Annotated in this window: 9 protein-coding genes and 1 tRNA gene; 2 read left to right on the top strand and 8 right to left on the bottom strand. The window is 70.6% G+C overall.

The genetic code is table 11. The features are described 5' to 3' along the window. Positions 1 to 15: 15 nt before the first annotated feature. Both EF387_RS05655 and EF387_RS05650 read left to right on the top strand, forming a co-directional pair. Positions 16 to 1,575: a sigma-70 family RNA polymerase sigma factor gene (locus EF387_RS05655; protein ID WP_128375355.1), complete on the top strand. Its 1,560-nt coding sequence runs from the start codon at positions 16 to 18 to the stop codon at positions 1,573 to 1,575. Positions 1,576 to 2,061: 486 nt separating this feature from the next. Beyond that, positions 2,062 to 4,170 carry a glycoside hydrolase gene (locus EF387_RS05650; RefSeq protein ID WP_128375354.1) on the top strand — a complete coding sequence of 703 codons (2,109 nt, stop codon included), beginning with the start codon at positions 2,062 to 2,064 and terminating at the stop codon, positions 4,168 to 4,170. 218 nt (positions 4,171 to 4,388) lie between these two features. Here EF387_RS05650 and EF387_RS05645 read toward each other — a convergent pair. From EF387_RS05645 to EF387_RS05610, 8 genes are all read right to left on the bottom strand, one after another. After that, positions 4,389 to 4,462 (bottom strand) — tRNA-Thr (locus tag EF387_RS05645). A gap of 109 nt (positions 4,463 to 4,571) precedes the next feature. Beyond that, positions 4,572 to 6,173 (bottom strand): alpha/beta hydrolase, encoded by a 1,602-nt coding sequence (locus EF387_RS05640; protein WP_128375353.1) that lies wholly within the window; start codon positions 6,171 to 6,173, stop codon positions 4,572 to 4,574. 129 nt (positions 6,174 to 6,302) lie between these two features. Then, complete coding sequence (locus tag EF387_RS05635) at positions 6,303 to 7,508, bottom strand: DNA polymerase III subunit delta' (protein WP_128375352.1); 1,206 nt, start codon at positions 7,506 to 7,508, stop codon at positions 6,303 to 6,305. A 321-nt stretch (positions 7,509 to 7,829) separates the two neighbouring features. Beyond that, a complete protein-coding gene (tmk, locus tag EF387_RS05630; protein WP_128375351.1) occupies positions 7,830 to 11,051 on the bottom strand; it encodes a dTMP kinase in 3,222 nt (1,073 codons plus the stop codon). Positions 11,052 to 11,341: 290 nt separating this feature from the next. Beyond that, positions 11,342 to 14,212, bottom strand: a complete 2,871-nt coding sequence (topA, locus tag EF387_RS05625; protein ID WP_128375350.1) for a type I DNA topoisomerase — start codon at positions 14,210 to 14,212, stop codon at positions 11,342 to 11,344. A gap of 498 nt (positions 14,213 to 14,710) precedes the next feature. Continuing rightward, entirely contained in the window at positions 14,711 to 14,908 is a 198-nt protein-coding gene (locus tag EF387_RS05620; RefSeq protein WP_128375349.1) for a hypothetical protein, read from the bottom strand. Positions 14,909 to 15,427: 519 nt separating this feature from the next. Beyond that, entirely contained in the window at positions 15,428 to 16,963 is a 1,536-nt protein-coding gene (locus EF387_RS05615; protein ID WP_128375348.1) for a DUF7059 domain-containing protein, read from the bottom strand. A gap of 304 nt (positions 16,964 to 17,267) precedes the next feature. Beyond that, the gene (locus EF387_RS05610; protein ID WP_128375347.1) at positions 17,268 to 17,855 is read right to left on the bottom strand and encodes a small secreted protein; all 588 of its coding nucleotides are present in this window, start codon (positions 17,853 to 17,855) and stop codon (positions 17,268 to 17,270) included. Positions 17,856 to 18,040: the final 185 nt, after the last annotated feature.

The following is an 18,040-nucleotide window of genomic DNA, read 5'->3' as shown; positions in this document are numbered from 1 at the left end:
CCTGAGGTGGTGGGAATGAGGCTCACGGATGCGGACCACGCGCGGCTCGTGGTCGCGGCGCAGGCCGGTGACGATCGGGCGCGCGAGGAGCTGATCGCCGCGTACCTGCCGTTGCTCTACAACATCGTCGGGCGAAGCCTGAGCGGACATGCCGACGTCGACGACGTCGTCCAGGAAACCCTGCTGCGCGTGGTGCGCGACCTGCCTGCCCTGCGTGCCCCGGAGAGCTTCCGGTCCTGGCTGGTGTCGATCACGCTCCGCCAGATCAGTACCCACTGGCACCGGCAACGCGCCTTCGCCGGCCGGACCACGGTCATCGACGACGCACACCACATACCGGACGCCGACGCCAAACCTGAGGACATGGCGATCCTGCGTCTGCATGCTTCGGACGAGCGCCGTCAGGTTGTCGAAGCCGGCCGGTGGCTCGACCCGGACCATCGGGTGCTGCTGTCGCTGTGGTGGCAGGAACGCGCCGGCTCGCTGAGCCGTGACGACATCGCCGCCGCGACGGGGCTCACGGTCGCCCACGTCGGAGTGAGCCTGCAACGCATGCGCGAACAGCTGGAACTGAGCCGGACGATCGTCGCCGCGCTGGAGGCCGACCCGCGCTGTCCGCAGTTGGACGAGACCGTCGTCGGCTGGGACGGTCTTCGCACCTCGGTGTGGCGCAAGCGGATCGCGCGGCACACCCGCGGCTGCCCGGTCTGCATGGCGAGGACCACAGAACGGGTTCCGGCCGAACTACTGCTCCTCAGCCTCGCGCCGCTGGCCGTCCCGGCCGGGCTCCTCGCCGCGCTGGCCGCCAAGGGCCTGCTGTCGGGTACGGCCGCGAGCGCCGCCGGGCTGGCCACGGCACAGGTCGCCGTCGGCACGGCGGCGGCGTCGTCGGGAGCAGGCGGTCTGCACAGCTCGCTGATCGGCAAACTCTACGCGGTGACCGCTCATCCGCTGGTGGGTCTCACCACCGGCGCGGTGGTCATCGCCGGGACCGCCACCTACGCGACCTGGCCCGAACCGGCGCATCGGGTGCCCGGCGTCACCGCCGCTCCCACGGTCGGCAGTCCCACGCCGGCCCCGTCGCGCTCCACCACGTCGGCCGGACCGTCCCCGGTGAGTCCGTCCGCCGTCGCGGGCATGGTTCCGCTGGGCGCACAGTCGCTGGAGTCCGTGGACGAGCCCGGCCTGTACCTCACGTATGCCGGCGGCTTCGCGACGCTCGGCCGGGTCTCCGCGTCCAGCAGCGCGCAGACGCGGCAGCGGGTCACCTTCACGGTTGTCCGGGGGCTGGCCGATACACGGTGCGTCACCTTCCGCGCCGCCGACGGCCGCTATCTGCGCCATAGTTACCTGCGGCTACGGCTGAGCACCAACGACGGCAGCGAACTTTTCCGCGAAGACGCCACCTTCTGTCCGCGCACCGGGGCGGTCGCCGGGTCGGTGACCCTGCACGCGCACAACTATCCCGGATCGGTCATCCGCCACCGCGACGGTGGCATCTGGCTGGACGGCTCCGACGGCACGAGGGCCTTCGCCGGCCAGGCTTCCTTCGTCGTACGCAGGGCCTGGGCTTGAAAACCGCTCCTTGAGCTGCTTGAGCTGCTTGAGCTGCTTGAGCTGCTTGAGCTGCTTGAGCTGCTTGAGCTCACTCCAAATACCTTCACTGACGATCAGAGCGGCGCACCCTTTCCACAGGGACGGCCGGACGGCGGGGCTCGGCATAACGCTTTTTGCCCGCGAGATACATCACTGAGCAATCGTCGGGACGGCGCGACTTTTCTGTTACGAGGACGCGAGTTCGGAGGCCTCCACTTCGTGGGGCGCCTTTCCCGCCGCTCACCATGACGTGCCGACGTGGCAGGTTCCCCGACTTCCCCCGTTGACGTATCCCCTGAAGAAAGCCGCTCCAATGACGCGACACACCCACGAACCCCGGGCGACCGGTACGCAGAGACGGCCCCACGTCCTGCACCGCACCCACCCCGCGACGGATCAGGCCGTACCGGCCGATGCGCACACGATCACGGCACTCAGGGTGACCCGCGACCTTCGAGGAGAATCATGAAGGGCCTGCACCGGCTCGGCCGGCGTCGCCGAGCAGTGGTGATAGGACTGTCAGCCGCTGCGGCCGTGGCCGGTGCCGTGACGCTCCTCCCCAACTCCGCCGGAGCCGCCACCCTGGGTACGCAGGCGGCCCCCTCGGGCAGGTACTTCGGCACCGCCGTGGCCGCCGGAAGGCTCGGTGACTCGACGTACTCCACGATCTTGGACCGGGAATTCAACATGATCACCCCGGAGAACGAGATGAAGTGGGACGCCACGGAACCGTCCCGGGGATCGTTCAACTTCGGTCCGGCCGACCAGATCGTCAGCCACGCGGCCTCCCACGGGCAGCAGCTGCGCGGTCACACTCTGGTGTGGCACTCCCAGTTGCCCACCTGGGTCAGCGGCATCACCGACGCTGCCACGCTGCGCAGCGTGATGAACAACCACATCACCACCGCGATGACCCATTTCAAGGGCAAGATCCACTCCTGGGACGTGGTCAACGAGGCGTTCGCCGACGGATCCACCCAGCACCGCAGCTCGGTGTTCCAGAACGTGCTGGGCGACGGGTTCATCGAGGAGGCGTTCCGCACCGCCCGGGCGGCCGACCCGGCGGCCAAGCTCTGCTACAACGACTACAACATCGAGAACTGGACGGACGCCAAGACTCAAGGCGTTTACGCGATGGTGCGCGACTTCAAGTCCCGCGGCGTACCCATCGACTGTGTCGGGTTCCAGAGCCACTTCGGCACCGGCGGGCCGCCGGCCGGCTTCGGCACCACGCTGTCGAACTTCGCGGCGCTGGGCGTGGACGTGCAGATCACCGAGCTGGACATCGCCACCGCCCCGCCGACCGCGTACGCCAACACCGTCAAGGCGTGCCTGAACGTGTCGCGGTGCACCGGCATCACCGTGTGGGGCATCCGCGACAGCGACTCGTGGCGGAGCACGGACAACCCGCTCCTGTTCGACAGCGGCGGCAATCCGAAGCCGGCCTACGACGCCGTGATCAGCACCCTGGGCGCCGGCACCGGCTCGTCCGCCAGTCCGTCCGCCGGCCCGTCCACCAGCTCGTCGTCGACTGATCAGCCGCGCACCAAGACCCGACGAGTTCGCCCGACGGCCAGCGGGACCACCGCGTCCCCCTCCCCGTCCGCCAGCGGCTCCCTGCCGTCGACGTTCCAATGGAGTTCCAGCGGGGTGTTGATCGCGCCGAAGCCGGATGCGAGCCACAACGTCGCCGGGATCAAGGACCCGTCGGTGGTCTACTACAACGGCAAATACCACGTGTTCGCCAGCGTGGCCGACTCGTCCGGGTACAGCATGGTGTACCTGAGCTTCACCGACTGGTCGCAGGCGGGTTCGGCCACCCAGTACTACCTGGACCAATCGCCGATCGGCCGAGGGTACCGGGCCGCGCCGCAGGTGTTCTACTTCGCACCACAGAAGCTGTGGTACCTGGTGTACCAGACCGGTGACAACGCGTCGTACTCGACCAATGCGGATATCAGCAACCCGAACGGGTGGAGCGCCCCGAAGGGCTTCTACTCCTCAATGCCGACGATCATTTCGCAGAACATCGGCAATGGGTACTGGGTGGACATGTGGGTGATCTGCGACTCGGCGAACTGCTATCTGTTCTCCTCCGACGACAACGGCCAGCTGTACCGGTCGCAGACCACTCTGTCGCAGTTCCCCAACGGGATGACCAACACCGTCATCGCCGCGCAGGACGCCAACCGCAACAACCTCTTCGAGGCGGCCAACGTCTACAAGGTCCAGGGCAAGAACCAGTACCTGCTGATCGTGGAGGCGATCGGGTCGGACGGCCGACGCTACTTCCGATCCTGGACGTCGAACAGCATCGACGGCTCATGGACCGCACTGGCGGCCAGTGAGAGCAGCCCGTTCGCAGGGGCCGCCAACGTCACCTTCCCCGCGGGCGCCTGGACCAGGGACATCAGCCACGGGGAGATGATCCGCGCCGGGTACGACCAGACCCTGACCATCAGCCCCTGCGGGATGCAGTACCTGTACCAAGGCAGAGACCCCAACTCCAGCACCGACTACAACAGCCTGCCCTGGCGACTCGGGCTGTTGACTCAATCCAACTCCGCCTGCTGATACTCCGGTCCCACTTCGCCACCTTGCGTCGGCCCTTCTGGCCGGGCCGGGTACGGGAGCGGCCACCGCGCGATCGACAGGGGGTTGTGTGGAATCCCGAAGATCGTGCGGTGGCCGCGGGCCCCCGCTCCGGCGCTTCGTCATCCGCTCATGCAAAGACCCTCCGTGATCTTCACGGAGGGTCTTTGTTGGAACCGTTTTCCCTGATCAAAGGGTAGAGCCGCCTTCGGGATTCGAACCCGAGACCTACGCATTACGAGTGCGTTGCTCTGGCCATCTGAGCTAAGGCGGCTGGTCGTCCGACCATGGTGTCGTCGGCAACGGTGGAAATTCTACACAGTTTCCGGGGGTGCTCCGACCACGGGGCCCGGGCGGTGGGCTTCCGGGGCGGGTGGGGGCTCTCAGCAGCGCATTCCCGCGGTGGGCGGGGTTCCGTTCAGCAGGTAGCGGTTGATCGCCCGGTCCACGCAGTCGTTGCCCCGGCCGTAGGCGGTGTGTCCGTCGCCGTCGTAGGTGAGCAGCCGGGCCGAGGACAGCTGGGCGGCCAGGGACTTCGCCCACACGTAAGGGGTGGCCGGGTCTCGGGTGGTGCCCACCACCACGATCGGGGCCGCGCCCTTCGCCTCGATACGGTGCGGCACACCCGTGGCCCGCACCGGCCAGTACGCGCAGTTCAGCGACGCCCACGCCAGCGCCCGGCCGAAGACCGGCGAGGCCTTCTCGAAGGCCGGGAGCGACTCCTCCACCTCGGCGGGCGAGGCGAAGGCCGCGGGCAGGTCCAGACAGTTCACCGCCGCGTTCGCGAACATCAGGTTTCCGTACTGGCCGCGCTGGTCCCGTTCGTAGTAGCTGTCCGAGAAGCCCAGCAGACCCGTCCCGTCCTTCTTCCGCATCGCCGCGGTCAGCGCACCGCGCAGTCGGGGCCAGGACGCCTCGTCGTACATCGCCGCGATCACCCCCGTCGTGGCGAGCGCCTCCCCCAGCCTGCGGCCGTCCGCCGAGCCCGTGGGCAGCGGGGTCTCGTCCAGTTGCCGGAAGAACGCCTTCAAGGTGGCTGTCGCCCGGTCCGTGCGCGTGCCCAGCGGGCAGTCCGCGCGCCGCACACAGTCCTCGGTGAAGGACCGGAAGGCCGTCTCGAAGCCCGCCGTCTGGTCCAGGCTCAGCCGGCGCGAGGGCAGCGCGGGGTCCATCGCACCGTCCAGGACCAGCCGGCCCACCCGCCTGGGAAACAGCTCCGCGTAGGTCGCGCCGAGGAAGGTCCCGTACGAGGCGCCCACGTACGTCAGCGTCGGGTCCCCGAGCGCCGCGCGCAGCACGTCCATGTCACGGGCCGTCTCGACCGTGGAAACATGCCGCAGTACGCCCGCCGAGCGCCGCCCGCACCCCTCGGCGAACTCCTTGAACGCGGCGACCAGCCGATCGGCCTCCGAGCGGTCGTCCGGTGTGCTGTCGGTCTGGGTGTACGCGTCCATCCGCGGGCCGGTGAGGCATTCGACCGGCTCGCTGCGGGCGACACCGCGGGGGTCGACGGCGACCATGTCGTAGCGGGCCCGGACCTGGGCCGGGTAGCCGAGGGCGGCGTACGACTGGAGGTAGTCGACCGCCGAGCCGCCCGGCCCGCCGGGGTTGACCAGCAGCGAACCGAGCCGCTTCCCGGGGCCGGTCGCCTTCTTGCGGGCCACGGCCAGCCGGATATCACCCGCGGACGGCTTGTCGTAGTCGAGCGGTGCCCTGAACGTGGCGCACTCGAAACCGGCTTCCGGGCAACCGCGCCACTGCAGTTTCTGGCCGTAGAACGGTGCGAGCGCGGCAGGCGTGGGCGCGTACGGCCCGGCGGGCGCCGCGTCTCCCGTGACCGCCATCGTCGTCCGTGAACTGGCCGGGGAGTTGCCCGGCGAACAGGACGGGAGGGCCGTGAGGAGCAGTCCGGCCGCGGCCAGCAGCGTGCCGCAGCGGCGGAGGGAACGGTTGCCCCGGTTCCGGAGGTGGCGCCTGATGTGCATTGGGCGAGCGTAACCGTAAGCGATCACTGCATTGCTCAGGGTCGCCGATCTGGCTCGTACGAGTGACAGGGCGGGACCAGCGGTGACCGACCTGAGCCGGCCTGACCCGACCGGCCCGCCCCTGCCGGCTCACCCCTCCCGCAGGGCCACTGCCATGGCCTCCACCGCCAGCAACGGCGCCACGTTGCGGTCCAGGGCCTCTCGGCACGCCGAGATGGCCTCGATACGGCGGAGCGTGGCCTCCGGCGCCGATCCCCGGGCCAGCCGTTCCAGCACGTCCCGCGCCTCCGTGTTGGCGATGGCGACCTGCGAGCCGAACTGGAGGGCGAGGACGTCGCGGTAGAAGGCGGTGAGGTCGATGAGGGCCAGGTCGAGGCTGTCGCGCTGCGTACGTGTCCGGCGGCGCTTCTGCTTGTCCTCCAACTCCTTCATCACCCCCGCGGTGCCACGTGGCATGCGCCCGCCCTGCGCCGCGCCGAGCGCCGCCTTCAGCTCCTCCGTCTCCTTGACGTCAATCTCCTCGGCGACCTGCTTGGCCTCTTCCGACGCCGCGTCGATCAGCTCCTGGGCGGCCTTGAGGCAACCGCCGATCTCGTCGACGCGGAGCGGAAGCTTGAGTACGGCCGCGCGGCGCTCCCGGGCGCGCTGGTCCGTGGCCAGGCGGCGGGCACGACCGATGTGCCCCTGCGTGGCGCGGGCCGCCGCGGCGGCCACGTCCGGCTCGATGCCGTCGCGCCGGACGAGGACGTCCGCGACCGCGTCCACCGGCGGAGTGCGCAGGGTGAGGTGGCGGCAGCGGGAGCGGATGGTGGGCAGCACGTCCTCCAGCGAGGGCGCGCACAGCAGCCACACCGTACGCGGAGCGGGCTCCTCGACTGCCTTCAGCAGGACGTTGCCCGCGCCCTCGGTGAGCCGGTCGGCGTCCTCGAGGACGATGACCTGCCAGCGTCCGCCGGCCGGTGACAGCTGGGCCCGGCGCACCAGCTCGCGGGTCTCCTTGACGCCGATCGACAGCAGGTCCGTGCGGACGATCTCCACATCGGCGTGGGTGCCGACCAGGCTGGTGTGACAGCCGTCGCAGAACCCGCAGCCGGGGGCTCCGCCGAGCGCGCGGTCGGGGCTGACGCACTGGAGGGCGGCGGCGAAGGCGCGGGCGGCCGTGGAGCGGCCCGAGCCGGGCGGGCCGGTGAAGAGCCAGGCGTGCGTCATCTTGGACGCATCGGGCAGCGGGGCGTCCGTGCCGACGGCCGTCACCAGAGCGTCGGCGTCCCGGGCGGCGGCGTCGAGTTGGGCGCTGACCTTCTCCTGGCCCACCAGGTCGTCCCACACGGGCATGGAGTGCCGCCCTTCTGTCGCACACCGACTCGTCGGGTCCCATTGTGCGGGAGGGCACTGACAGCCGGGGCCACGGACTCCACCGACCACTGACTCAATGGACTCCATGGCTGCACGGACTCCATGACTCGTGGGACTCAATGGACTCCACGGACTCCACGGACTCCACGGACTCGCAACTACACCGGCTCCACGGACTCCGCGTCTGCGGGCCGCCTCACCGCTCGGAGGACTCACCGCCCCGGAAGACTCAGCGCCCGCGCACGACTCATTCGCCCGCCCATGGCTCAGCCCGCGGAAGACTCACGGTCCGCCGAGGACTCAGCGCCCGCGGCGTCCCCGCCGGCCGTTGCGGTCGTCCCGCTCGTCGTCCTGGTGCGGTCCGAGCAGTTCGTCGGCCAGCGTCGGCAGGTCGTCCAGCGGTGTCTCCTCCGCCCAGTCCGAGCGGGAGCGGCGACGCGGTCGGCCTTCCTCGTCGACCTGCGGAAGCGGCCGGGTCCGGTCCTCGGCTCCGGGCCGCTCGTCGCGGAAGTATCCCGGGGGCACGCGATCGTCCCGTACGGGGGGCAGCACTGCGGTCTCATCGGCGGAGTTGTCGGCCGGCACGGGGGGCAGCAGCGCAGTCTCGTCCGCGGAGTTGTCGGCGGGCACGGGAGGCAGCACGGCCGTCTCGTCCGCGGCTCCATGCGGTGGCTGCGGCAGCACGGCCGTCTCCTCCGCGTCGGGGCCCGAGGCCGGCTCGGGGCCCGACGCAGGCTCGGTGCCAACGGCCGGCTCAGGGCCCGCCGCCGGCGCCGGACCGGGCTCCGGGTGCCGCACCGGCCGCAGCACCTTCGTCTCCTCGGTGACCGGCCGCAACACCGTCGTCTCCTCGGTGACCTGCTGGTCCGTGGCGGCAGCACTGGAACCACCGGCCTCGGCACCGGAACCGACGGCCTCGGCCGCCGACGAGACCTCGGCCGCCGCTGCCGCGGCCGCTGCCACGCGCGCCTGCTCGGCCCGCAGCAGGGCCTCCTCCGCCTTGCGCTGCTTCTCCATGCGGCGTGCCTCGGCCTCGGCCCGCAGCCGGGCCTCCTCCTCGGCCTGCTTGCGCCGCCGTTCCGCCTCGGCGGCGGCGGCCTGCTCCTCGGCGAGACGCCGCGCCCGCTCCTCCTCGGCCAGGCGGCGGGCCTCCTCGGCACGCCGCCGGGCCTCCTCCGCCTGCCGCTCTGCCTCGCGCCGCTGGGCCTCCTCCAGCTCGCGCCGCTTGCGTTCCTCCTCCTCGGCCCGCAGCCGGGCGAGCTGTTCCTGGCGCTCGCGCTCCAGCCGCTCCTCCTCGGCCTTGCGCGCGGCCTCTTCCTCGGCCCTGCGGCGCGCCTCTTCCTCGGCCTTGCGCCGGGCCTCCTCCTGGGCCTTCACCTCGGCCTCGGAGAGCGGCAGCATCATGTCGAGCCGGTGCCGGATCACCGTGGTGACGGCCTCGGCCTCCTGGCCTGCGTCGACGACGAGGTAGCGGCCCGGGTCGGCCGCGGCGAGGGTGAGGAAACCGGACCGCACGCGCGTGTGGAACTCCGCGGGTTCGGACTCCAGCCGGTCCGGGGCCTCCGTGAACCGCTCCCGGGCGGTTTCCGGTGACACGTCCAGCAGAACCGTCAGATGCGGTACGAGCCCGGCGGTGGCCCACCGGGAGATCCGCGCGATCTCGGTCGGGGACAGGTCCCGCCCGGCCCCCTGATAGGCGACGGACGAGTCGATGTACCGGTCGGAGATGACGACCGCGCCCCGCTCGAGCGCGGGCCGTACCACCGTGTCGACGTGTTCCGCGCGGTCGGCGGCGTACAGCAGCGCCTCCGCCCGGTGCGAGAGCCCGGCCGAGGAGACGTCCAGCAGGATCGACCGCAGCCGCTTGCCGACCGGGGTCGCCCCGGGCTCCCGGGTCAGCACGACCTCGTGACCCTTGGCCCGGATCCACTCGGCGAGGGCCTCCGCCTGCGTCGACTTGCCGGCCCCGTCGCCGCCTTCCAGGGCGATGAAGAAGCCGGTGGCGGCGGGTGCCTGCGCCGGGTCGTCGCCGCCGCGCAGCGCATCCCGCAGGTCCTGCCGCAGCGGGACTCCGGAGCGGTCGTCCGCCTTCGCCAGGACCAGCGCCGCGACCGGCAGCAGCAGCGCGCCCACCAGCATGAGGGTGAAGGCGGCGCCGCCGTGCGCGAACACGAACTTGCCGTTCTCCAGGCGGTGCGGTCCGATCAGCGCGGCCACGCAGGGGCCCAGCAGCGCACCCAGCGCCAGGAAGACCCGCACGACCGCGTGCAGGTGCTCGGTGACGCGTGCCCGGCGCTGTTCCTCGGTCTCCTGGTCGAGGAGCGTGTGCCCGGTGTTCGCGGCGACGCCCGCGCAGAAGCCCGCGAACGCCTCGATCAGCAGCACGGTGGTGACGTCCGGGACGAGCCCGGCCGCGAGCAGCGCTATCCCCGTGCAGGCGATGGCCAGGGCGAGCAGACGCCGTCGGGAGAACGCGGGCAGCAGCCGCGGCGCCGTCCTGATGCCGATGACCGTTCCGCCGGTCAGCGTGAGGACGAGCAGCCCGTAGAGGACCGGCCCGCCGTCGAGGTCCTTGGCGTGCAGGACGGAGACGGAGACGGCGACGGCAACCGCTCCGGCCACGGCGGCGCAGGCGAGTACCAGCGGTGTCAGCGCGCCCGTGCGCCCCTTGTCGGCGCCGTTGCCGGACCTGGGCCGGCGCAGTCCTTCCAGGGGCGACCGCGCGCGGGGCGTGCGGGTGTCGGGCAGTTCGAGGAAGATCAGCACGGACAGCGACGCCGCGAACAGGCCGGCGGCCACGTACGAGGCGAGCGCCGCCTGGTGTGTGCCGAACCAGTCGAGTCCGGCGCCCAGCAGATTGTTGACGAGCGAGGCCACGACCAGCGTCGCGGCGGCGAGCGGGACGGCGACGAACCCCGTGCGCAGCGACAGCCGGCGCAGCGCGTCCAGATGGTCCGGCAGCGGGCGGACCGCCGCACCCTCCAGGGGCGGCGCGGGCAGCAACGCGGGCGCCGCGCTCTCCCGGCACACCGTCCACAGCCGCTCGGCGACACCGGTCACGAAGGCAGTGACCAGGAGGACGGCGAGTGCGTTGGCCGGAATCCAGTCGATCCACAGGGGGGCGATGATCAGCAGCACGACGCGCAGTCCGTCCGCGCCGACCATGGTCCAGCGTCGGTCGAGGGGCCCGTCCTTCGAGGTCAGCGAGGTGAGCGGGCCGAGCAGGACAGCTCCGAAGAGGAGTGTCGCCAGCGCGCGCACCGCGAACACCGCCGCCACGGCGAGTGCCGCGCCGCGGTAGCCGCCCCCGAACGACCCCTCGGCGATCGCCGCCTGGAGCGCGAGGACGACCAGGACGAGCACGCCGAGGACGTCCGCGACGCCGCCGACGAGCTGCGCGCTCCACAACCGCTTCAACTGAGGTGTGCGCAGCAGTGAACGGACGGCGCGCTCTCGGGAATCTTTCACGAGCGCGTCGTCAGGGTCGGAGGTGTGGGCCGTTGGCTGGTCGGCTCGCATCATCCTGACAGACTATCCAAGGCCACCGACAGCCTGGAAAGACCGTCCGAACATGCGCACGCCCCGACACCAAGTGGTGCCGGGGCGTTCGTTTTGCGAACCCTCGGTGAAGCGGCAAGCGGCACAACGGCCGGAAGGACCGAAGAGCCGGAAGGACCGGAGAAGCCGAACAGCCGGAGAAGCCGAAAGCGCCAGAACGCGGACGCGGCCACAAGCGGCACAGGCGGCAGCAGCCGCGAGAGCCGGAAGGGGGCCGGAGAGCCCGAGTGCCCGCCAGCCCGCGAGCCGGAGACTCAGTCCTCCGCGGCGGCCTTGGCGGCCGTCGCCTTCTTCGCGGCCGTCTTCGCAGCCGTCGTCTTCTTGGCCGTCGTCTTCTTCGCGGCGGTCTTCTTGGCCGCCGCCTTCTTCGCCGGAGCCGCCGCGGCGGTCTTGGCCGTCTTGGCGGTCTTCTTCGCGGGCGCCTTCTTCGCCGTCTTCTTGGCGGGCCCCTTGGCACGCTTCTCGGCGAGCAGCTCGTACCCCCGCTCCGGGGTGATCGTCTCGACGCTGTCGCCTGAGCGCAACGTCGCATTGGTCTCGCCGTCGGTCACGTACGGACCGAACCGGCCGTCCTTGACGACCACCGGCTTCTCGCTGACCGGGTCGGTGCCCAGCTCCTTCAGCGGGGGCTTGGCGGCGGCCCGCCCGCGCTGCTTGGGCTGGGCGTAGATCGCCAGAGCCTCGTCCAGGGTGATCGTGAAGAGCTGGTCCTCGGACTGCAGCGACCGCGAGTCCGTGCCCTTCTTCAGGTACGGGCCGTAGCGCCCGTTCTGCGCGGTGATCTCCACACCCTCCGCGTCCTTGCCGACGAGCCGCGGCAGGGACATCAGCCGGAGCGCGTCCTCCAGGGTCACGGTGTCCAGGGACATCGACTTGAAGAGGGAGGCGGTGCGCGGCTTGACGGCGTTCTTGCCCGTCTTCGGGGTGCCCTCCGGGAGCACCTCGGTGACGTACGGGCCGTAGCGGCCGTCCTTGGCGACGATCTGGTGGCCCGTGGCCGGGTCCGTCCCCAGCTCGAAGTCACCGCTCGGCTTGGCGAGCAGTTCCTCGGCGAGTTCGACGCTCAGCTCGTCCGGCGCCAGGTCATCGGGGATGTCCGCGCGCTGGTGGTTCTCGGAGTCCTTCTCGCCGCGCTCGATGTACGGGCCGTAGCGCCCGACGCGCAGCACGATGCCGCTGCCGACCGGGAAGGACGACACCTCGCGGGCGTCGATGGCACCCAGGTCGGTGACGAGTTCCTTGAGCCCGCCGAGGTGGTCCCCGTCGCCGTTGCCGGCTTCGGCGGCACTGCCCACGCCGTTGTCGGCGCCGGAGCCGGCGTCGGGCGCGGTCTCGCCGAAGTAGAACCGCTTCAGCCACGGCACGGCCTGCGCTTCGCCACGCGCGATGCGGTCGAGGTCGTCCTCCATCTTGGCGGTGAAGTCGTAGTCGACGAGCCGCCCGAAGTGCTTCTCCAGGAGGTTGACCACGGCGAAGCTCAGGAAGGACGGCACCAGGGCCGTGCCCTTCTTGAAGACGTAGCCGCGGTCGAGGATCGTGCCGATGATCGACGCGTACGTGGACGGGCGGCCGATCTCCCGCTCTTCCAGCTCCTTGACCAGCGAAGCCTCGGTGTAACGAGCAGGGGGCTTGGTCGCGTGGCCGTCGACCGAGATCCGCTCGGCGGTCAGCGCGTCGCCCTCGGCCACCTGCGGCAGCCGGCGCTCGCGGTCGTCGAGCTCGGCGTTCGGGTCGTCGGCGCCCTCGACGTAGGCCTTGAGGAAGCCGTGGAACGTGATCGTCTTGCCGGACGCGGTGAACTCGACGTCGCGGCCGTCGGCAGCCGTGCCGCCGATCTTCACCGTGACGCTGTTCCCGGTGGCGTCCTTCATCTGGGAGGCGACGGTCCGCTTCCAGATGAGCTCGTAGAGCTTGAACTGGTCGCCGGTCAGTCCCGTCTCGGCCGGGGTACGGAAGCGATCACCGGAGGGCCGGATCGCCTCGTGCGCCTCCTGCGCGTTCTTGACCTTGCCTGCGTACGTCCGCGGCTGCGGCGGCAGGTAGTCGGCGCCGTACAGCTGCGTGACCTGGGCACGGGCGGCGGCGACGGCCGTGTCGGACAGCGTCGTGGAGTCCGTACGCATGTACGTGATGAAGCCGTTCTCGTACAGCTTCTGCGCGATCTGCATCGTCGCCTTGGCGCCGAAGCCGAGCTTGCGGCTGGCCTCCTGCTGCAGCGTCGTCGTACGGAACGGCGCGTACGGGGAGCGGCGGTACGGCTTGGACTCGACCGAGCGCACCGCGAACCGGGTGTTCTCCAGCGCGGCGGCCAGCGCCCGGGCGTTCGCCTCGTCCAGGTGCAGCGTGTTCGCGGTCTTGAGCTGTCCGAGCGAGTCGAAGTCGCGGCCCTGGGCGACGCGCCTGCCGTCGACCGTGTTCAGCCGCGCGACCAGGGACGACGGGTCCGACGCGTCACCGGCGCGGCCGGTGGCGAAGGTGCCGGTGAGGTCCCAGTACTCGGCCGAGCGGAACGCGATGCGCTCCCGCTCCCGCTCCACCACCAGGCGGGTCGCGACGGACTGCACGCGGCCGGCCGACAGCCGGGGCATGACCTTCTTCCACAGCACCGGCGAGACCTCGTAGCCGTAGAGCCGGTCGAGGATACGGCGGGTCTCCTGGGCGTCGACCATGCGCTGGTTCAGACCGCGCGGATTGGCGACGGCCGCGCGGATCGCGTCCTTGGTGATCTCGTGGAAGACCATCCGGTGGACCGGGACCTTGGGCTTCAGCACCTCGAGGAGGTGCCAGGCGATGGCCTCGCCCTCGCGGTCCTCATCGGTGGCGAGGAAGAGTTCGTCGGAGTCGCGCAGCAGCTCCTTGAGCTTCCTGACCTGCGACTTCTTGTCGGCGTTGACCACGTAGACGGGCTGGAAGTCATGTTCGACGTCCACGCCGAGGCGGCGCACCTCGCCCGTGTACTCCTCGGGCACCTCCGCGGCGCCGTTGGGAAGGTCGCGGATGTGCCCGACGCTCGCCTCGACGGTGTAGCCGGGGCCGAGGTAGCCCTTGATCGTCTTCGCCTTGGCAGGCGACTCGACGATGACGAGTCGGCGGCCGCCTCGTGCGGTCTCGCTGGTCGGGGACAACTTCGCTCTTCTCTCCGGTCGACGCTGGGTCCTCCCCAGGGCCTTCGTCCCGGGGGTCGGGTCTGCCCCCAGGCCTTGAGTCCTGGGGCGGGGTCGTGCTGACGCTGCGGAGTGTGACGGTACATCCCGCCCCCGTGTCAAACGGGAAAAGCCCACAACGGCCACTCGAACGGTAACCCGACTACCGGCATTCCTGCCGCCCGGAGTGCTCACCGGCACTTTCGGGCCCATCCGGAGGGTGCCCTCTCAGTTACCGGCCGTCCAGCCCGCGATTCCCGGAGGGAGACGCTCCACGCCGCCCGGAACGCCGTACTCGAATCGCCGTCGGAACGCCTTCAGATCGCCTTGAGGTAACCCTCAGATCACCTCAGATCACCTCAGATCACCTCAGATCGCCCTCAGGTCGCCTCCGGGTCACCGTCGGATCGCCTGCGGAATGCCGTCGGGATCGCCGTCGGATCACCGTCGCACCGCCTGCGGATGATCCCGGAGGCGTTGTCAGATCTGTGTGAAGCACCAGACACCGAGCAGCAGCGCCGCCACTCCCGTCACACTCGCGAGGGCCGCCGAAGCGATCTGGCTCACACCTCGGGCGACCGGCGCGCCCTGCCTAAGCCGAACCGTCGTCCACATCAGCAGACCGCCCCCGAACAGTGCGAACACCGTCCCCGCGAAGACCGCCGGTCCGCTCTCCATGACTGGTTCCTTCCGCCCCCTGGGTTCCCAGGACCGGGAGGCTCACACGCCCGGGCGACCGGGACGCGAACCCCGGATGAACACCGGGGGGACAGCGGCCCATGCGTACCTCATGGCCCTTGCCCGCGGCTGCCACAGCCCGGGGTCTCGGCGTGCCGGGCTTGGGCGTCTCTCCGGGTTCTCTCCGGGGGCTGATCCTTCCGTGCCGTGCGTCACCGTGCACACGACCGCGGTGGATCAGGCGTTCCGGTCGTCGTCGCCGCGGGTCCGGCCGAGGCCCCCGCGGCCCGATCCGGGCGCGCAAGTCGACTCGAATACGTCGCCCGGAGTTGGTCCCGCGCCGGCCGGAACCTTCTCGGGGCGCGGTTCGGCGCAGCCGGCCGGCGTCACGGAACCGGCCGACTTCGCCACCGATCGCGGCATGCCGGCCGAGTACGAGACCTGCCGTACGGTCACCGCCGCGCCGAACCCTCTTTCGTCGGCGTCAGGGCGTAGCCGAGGGCCCTGACACCGCAGGCCTCAGGCCGACGGCACCAGGAACCCCTGCTCGACCAGAACGCGGATCTGAGCGGGCGTCCGGTCGCGCAGCAGAACAGGGTCCTCGCCCATCAGTTGCGCGATCGCGTCCAGGATCCGGCCCGCGCTCAACGACCCGTCACACACCCCCGCGAAGCCGGCGCCCACCGTGTCGACCTTGGTGGCCCGTCGCATGCCGCGGTGCTGTCGCAGGACCACGTGCTCCGGGTCCTCGGCGCCGGGCAGCCCGACCTGCTCCTGCACGATCTCGGCCGCGAGCCGGAACCGGTCGGCGAGCAGTGCCGCGTCGTCGTGCGTACGGAGGTAGTCGACGCGCTCGAAGTGCGCGCGCACCGCGTCCCCGAGCGGTTGCTCGACCGAGTGCGGCCATTCCTCCACGGTGACCGACGGTTCGTCAGCGTCCGTCCTGCGCAGGGTGATCCAGCCGAAGCCGATCGCCCTCACCTTGCGTGCCTCGAACTCGTCGAGCCAGGCGTCGTAGTGCGCCTGGTACTCCGTCATGTCCCCGCGGTGGTCACCCGCGTCCCGCAGCCACAACTCCGCGTACTGCGTGACGTCCTGCACCTCGCGCTGCACGATCCACGCGTCGCAGCCGCGCGGCACCCAGGAGCGCAGCCGCTCCTGCCAGTCCTCCCCCTCCACGTGCTGCCAGTTGGCGAGAAACTGCGCGAACCCGCCCTCGTTCAGATGCTCGCCCGCCTGCTGAACGAGCGTCCGGCACAGATCGTCCCCGCTCATGCCCCCGTCCCGGTAGGTGAGCCGGGCGCCGGGCGAGATCACGAAGGGCGGGTTGGAGACGATGAGGTCGTACCTCTCCTCTCCCACCGGTTCGAACAACGATCCCTCGCGCAGATCCGCCGGCTGGGCTCCGGACAGGGCGAGGGTCAGCGCGGTGATGTGCAGCGCGCGGGGGTTGAGGTCGGTGGCGGTCACCCGGGTGGCGTGCTGGGCGGCGTGGAGGGCCTGGATCCCGGAGCCGGTGCCGAGATCGAGGGCGGCGGACACCGGTGTCCGGACGGTGATGCCGGCGAGCGTGGTGGACGCACCGCCCACACCGAGTACGACGTCCGCGTCCGCCTGACGGCCCCGGCTGCCGATGCCGCCCGCCCCGCCGACGGCGCACCCCAGGTCGGACACGACGAACCAGTCCTCGCCCCCGGGCCCGCCGTAGGGCCGGACATCGACGGTGGCCGCGACCTCGTCACCCACCCTGGAGAGCCATCCGGCGTCCAGACAGTCATCGACGGGCAGCACGCCCGCCACGCGCGCGTACGGCACGGGCTGTTGCAACAGGAACAGTCGTACGAGCGCCTCCAGCGGGGTGTCACCGCGGGTGGCCCGTAGCGCGGGCACGGTCTCACTCCGCGCGAGCGCCGCGTACGCGGGCGCACCGAGGAGTTCGAGCAACCCGTCAGCGGTGAAGGAGGCCTCGAGGAGGGCAGCCCGCAGCCGGTCGGCGACGTCGCGTCGGCCGGAGGAGGGCAGAGGGGGCAGAGGGGGCAGGCTGGAGGTACTCACGGCCCCATTGTGACGTTCCACGGCCCCGAGGGGACGCTCACCGACTCCGCCCCCGACGGTCGCCGAAGGGGCCGCATCCCCGCGGGACGGCCCCGCCACCGGCGTTCACCGACGCGACGGTGCCCGGACCGCACCGCAAACCGCGCGCACAGCACGCACCTCAAACCGCACGCAGGGCAAACCGCACGCGGCACAGACCCCATGCACCTGAAACCGCAGGCACCACAGACCGCACGCACCGCAAACCGCACGCACCGCAGACCCCACCCCCGACCGAGCGTGTTTGCCGTCGTGAAACGGAACCTCAGCTCTGCGTGGCGGGTGCCGTGGTCGCGGCCTGGCAGCTCTTCTGCTGGGTCATGGCCTTGGCCACGTCCCCCTCCTCCAGCTTCTTCAGGGCGTCGCTCCCGGTCTTGCTCAGCTGGTCGAGCTGGGTGGCGATGTCCTTGAGGCCCTCGGCGAACTTCGCCTGGTCCTTTGTCTCGAGCCCCTCCACCTTCTTCTGGAGGTCGGCGTAGGCGGAGGCGATGGAGTTGAGCTCCTCGACCGCGTTCTTCTGCTTGGCCTTGCCCTCTTCCACGTCCGGCGCTCCGGCCTTGGAAACGGCCGTGCCCATCGCCCGGTACGCATCGGACATGTCCTTGAACGCCTGCGAATCGGTCTTCTGGACGTCTTCCGGCGTGCTGTTGTCCGAGGTCTGCTTCTGGATCGCGGCGTTCGCGGCCTCGATCTTCTTGGCCTGCGGCTGCACCGCGTCGCAGACCTCCTTGGCCCAGGCGTTCAGTTTCTCGCTGCTGTCGTCGCTGCTACATCCGGACAGCGCCAGTACCAGTACCGCACCGCCGGACAGTGCGACCGCGAGCTTCTTGTTCACCGGATTGGTCCCTTCCATGGCTCTCGGCCCCGGAACATACACGCAGGAGGGACGACAGCCGCAGGCAGGATGACCGATATATATGCTTTGGTGAGTATTTGTCATGCACGAGAGAAGGCTCACGACATACACACGGGCGGGGGGGGGGGGGGCCTACAACCCCAGCCAACCCCCCCCCACGGCAAGAACAAAAAAAACAAGAA

The sequence above is a fragment of the Streptomyces cavernae genome (assembly GCF_004023625.1).
Classification (GTDB): Bacteria; Actinomycetota; Actinomycetes; order Streptomycetales; family Streptomycetaceae; genus Streptomyces; species Streptomyces cavernae.
The sequence above is the reverse complement of the archived record's forward strand: the minus strand, read 5'-3'. Positions and strand labels throughout refer to the sequence as shown.

Coding starts and splice junctions, on each gene's coding strand:
- EF387_RS05655 (WP_128375355.1), top strand. CDS start 16: ATGAGGCTCACGGATGCGGACCACGCGCGGCTCGTGGTCGCGGCGCAG.
- EF387_RS05650 (WP_128375354.1), top strand. CDS start 2,062: ATGAAGGGCCTGCACCGGCTCGGCCGGCGTCGCCGAGCAGTGGTGATA.
- EF387_RS05640 (WP_128375353.1), bottom strand. CDS start 6,173: ATGCACATCAGGCGCCACCTCCGGAACCGGGGCAACCGTTCCCTCCGC.
- EF387_RS05635 (WP_128375352.1), bottom strand. CDS start 7,508: ATGCCCGTGTGGGACGACCTGGTGGGCCAGGAGAAGGTCAGCGCCCAA.
- tmk (WP_128375351.1), bottom strand. CDS start 11,051: ATGATGCGAGCCGACCAGCCAACGGCCCACACCTCCGACCCTGACGAC.
- EF387_RS05620 (WP_128375349.1), bottom strand. CDS start 14,908: ATGGAGAGCGGACCGGCGGTCTTCGCGGGGACGGTGTTCGCACTGTTC.
- EF387_RS05610 (WP_128375347.1), bottom strand. CDS start 17,855: ATGGAAGGGACCAATCCGGTGAACAAGAAGCTCGCGGTCGCACTGTCC.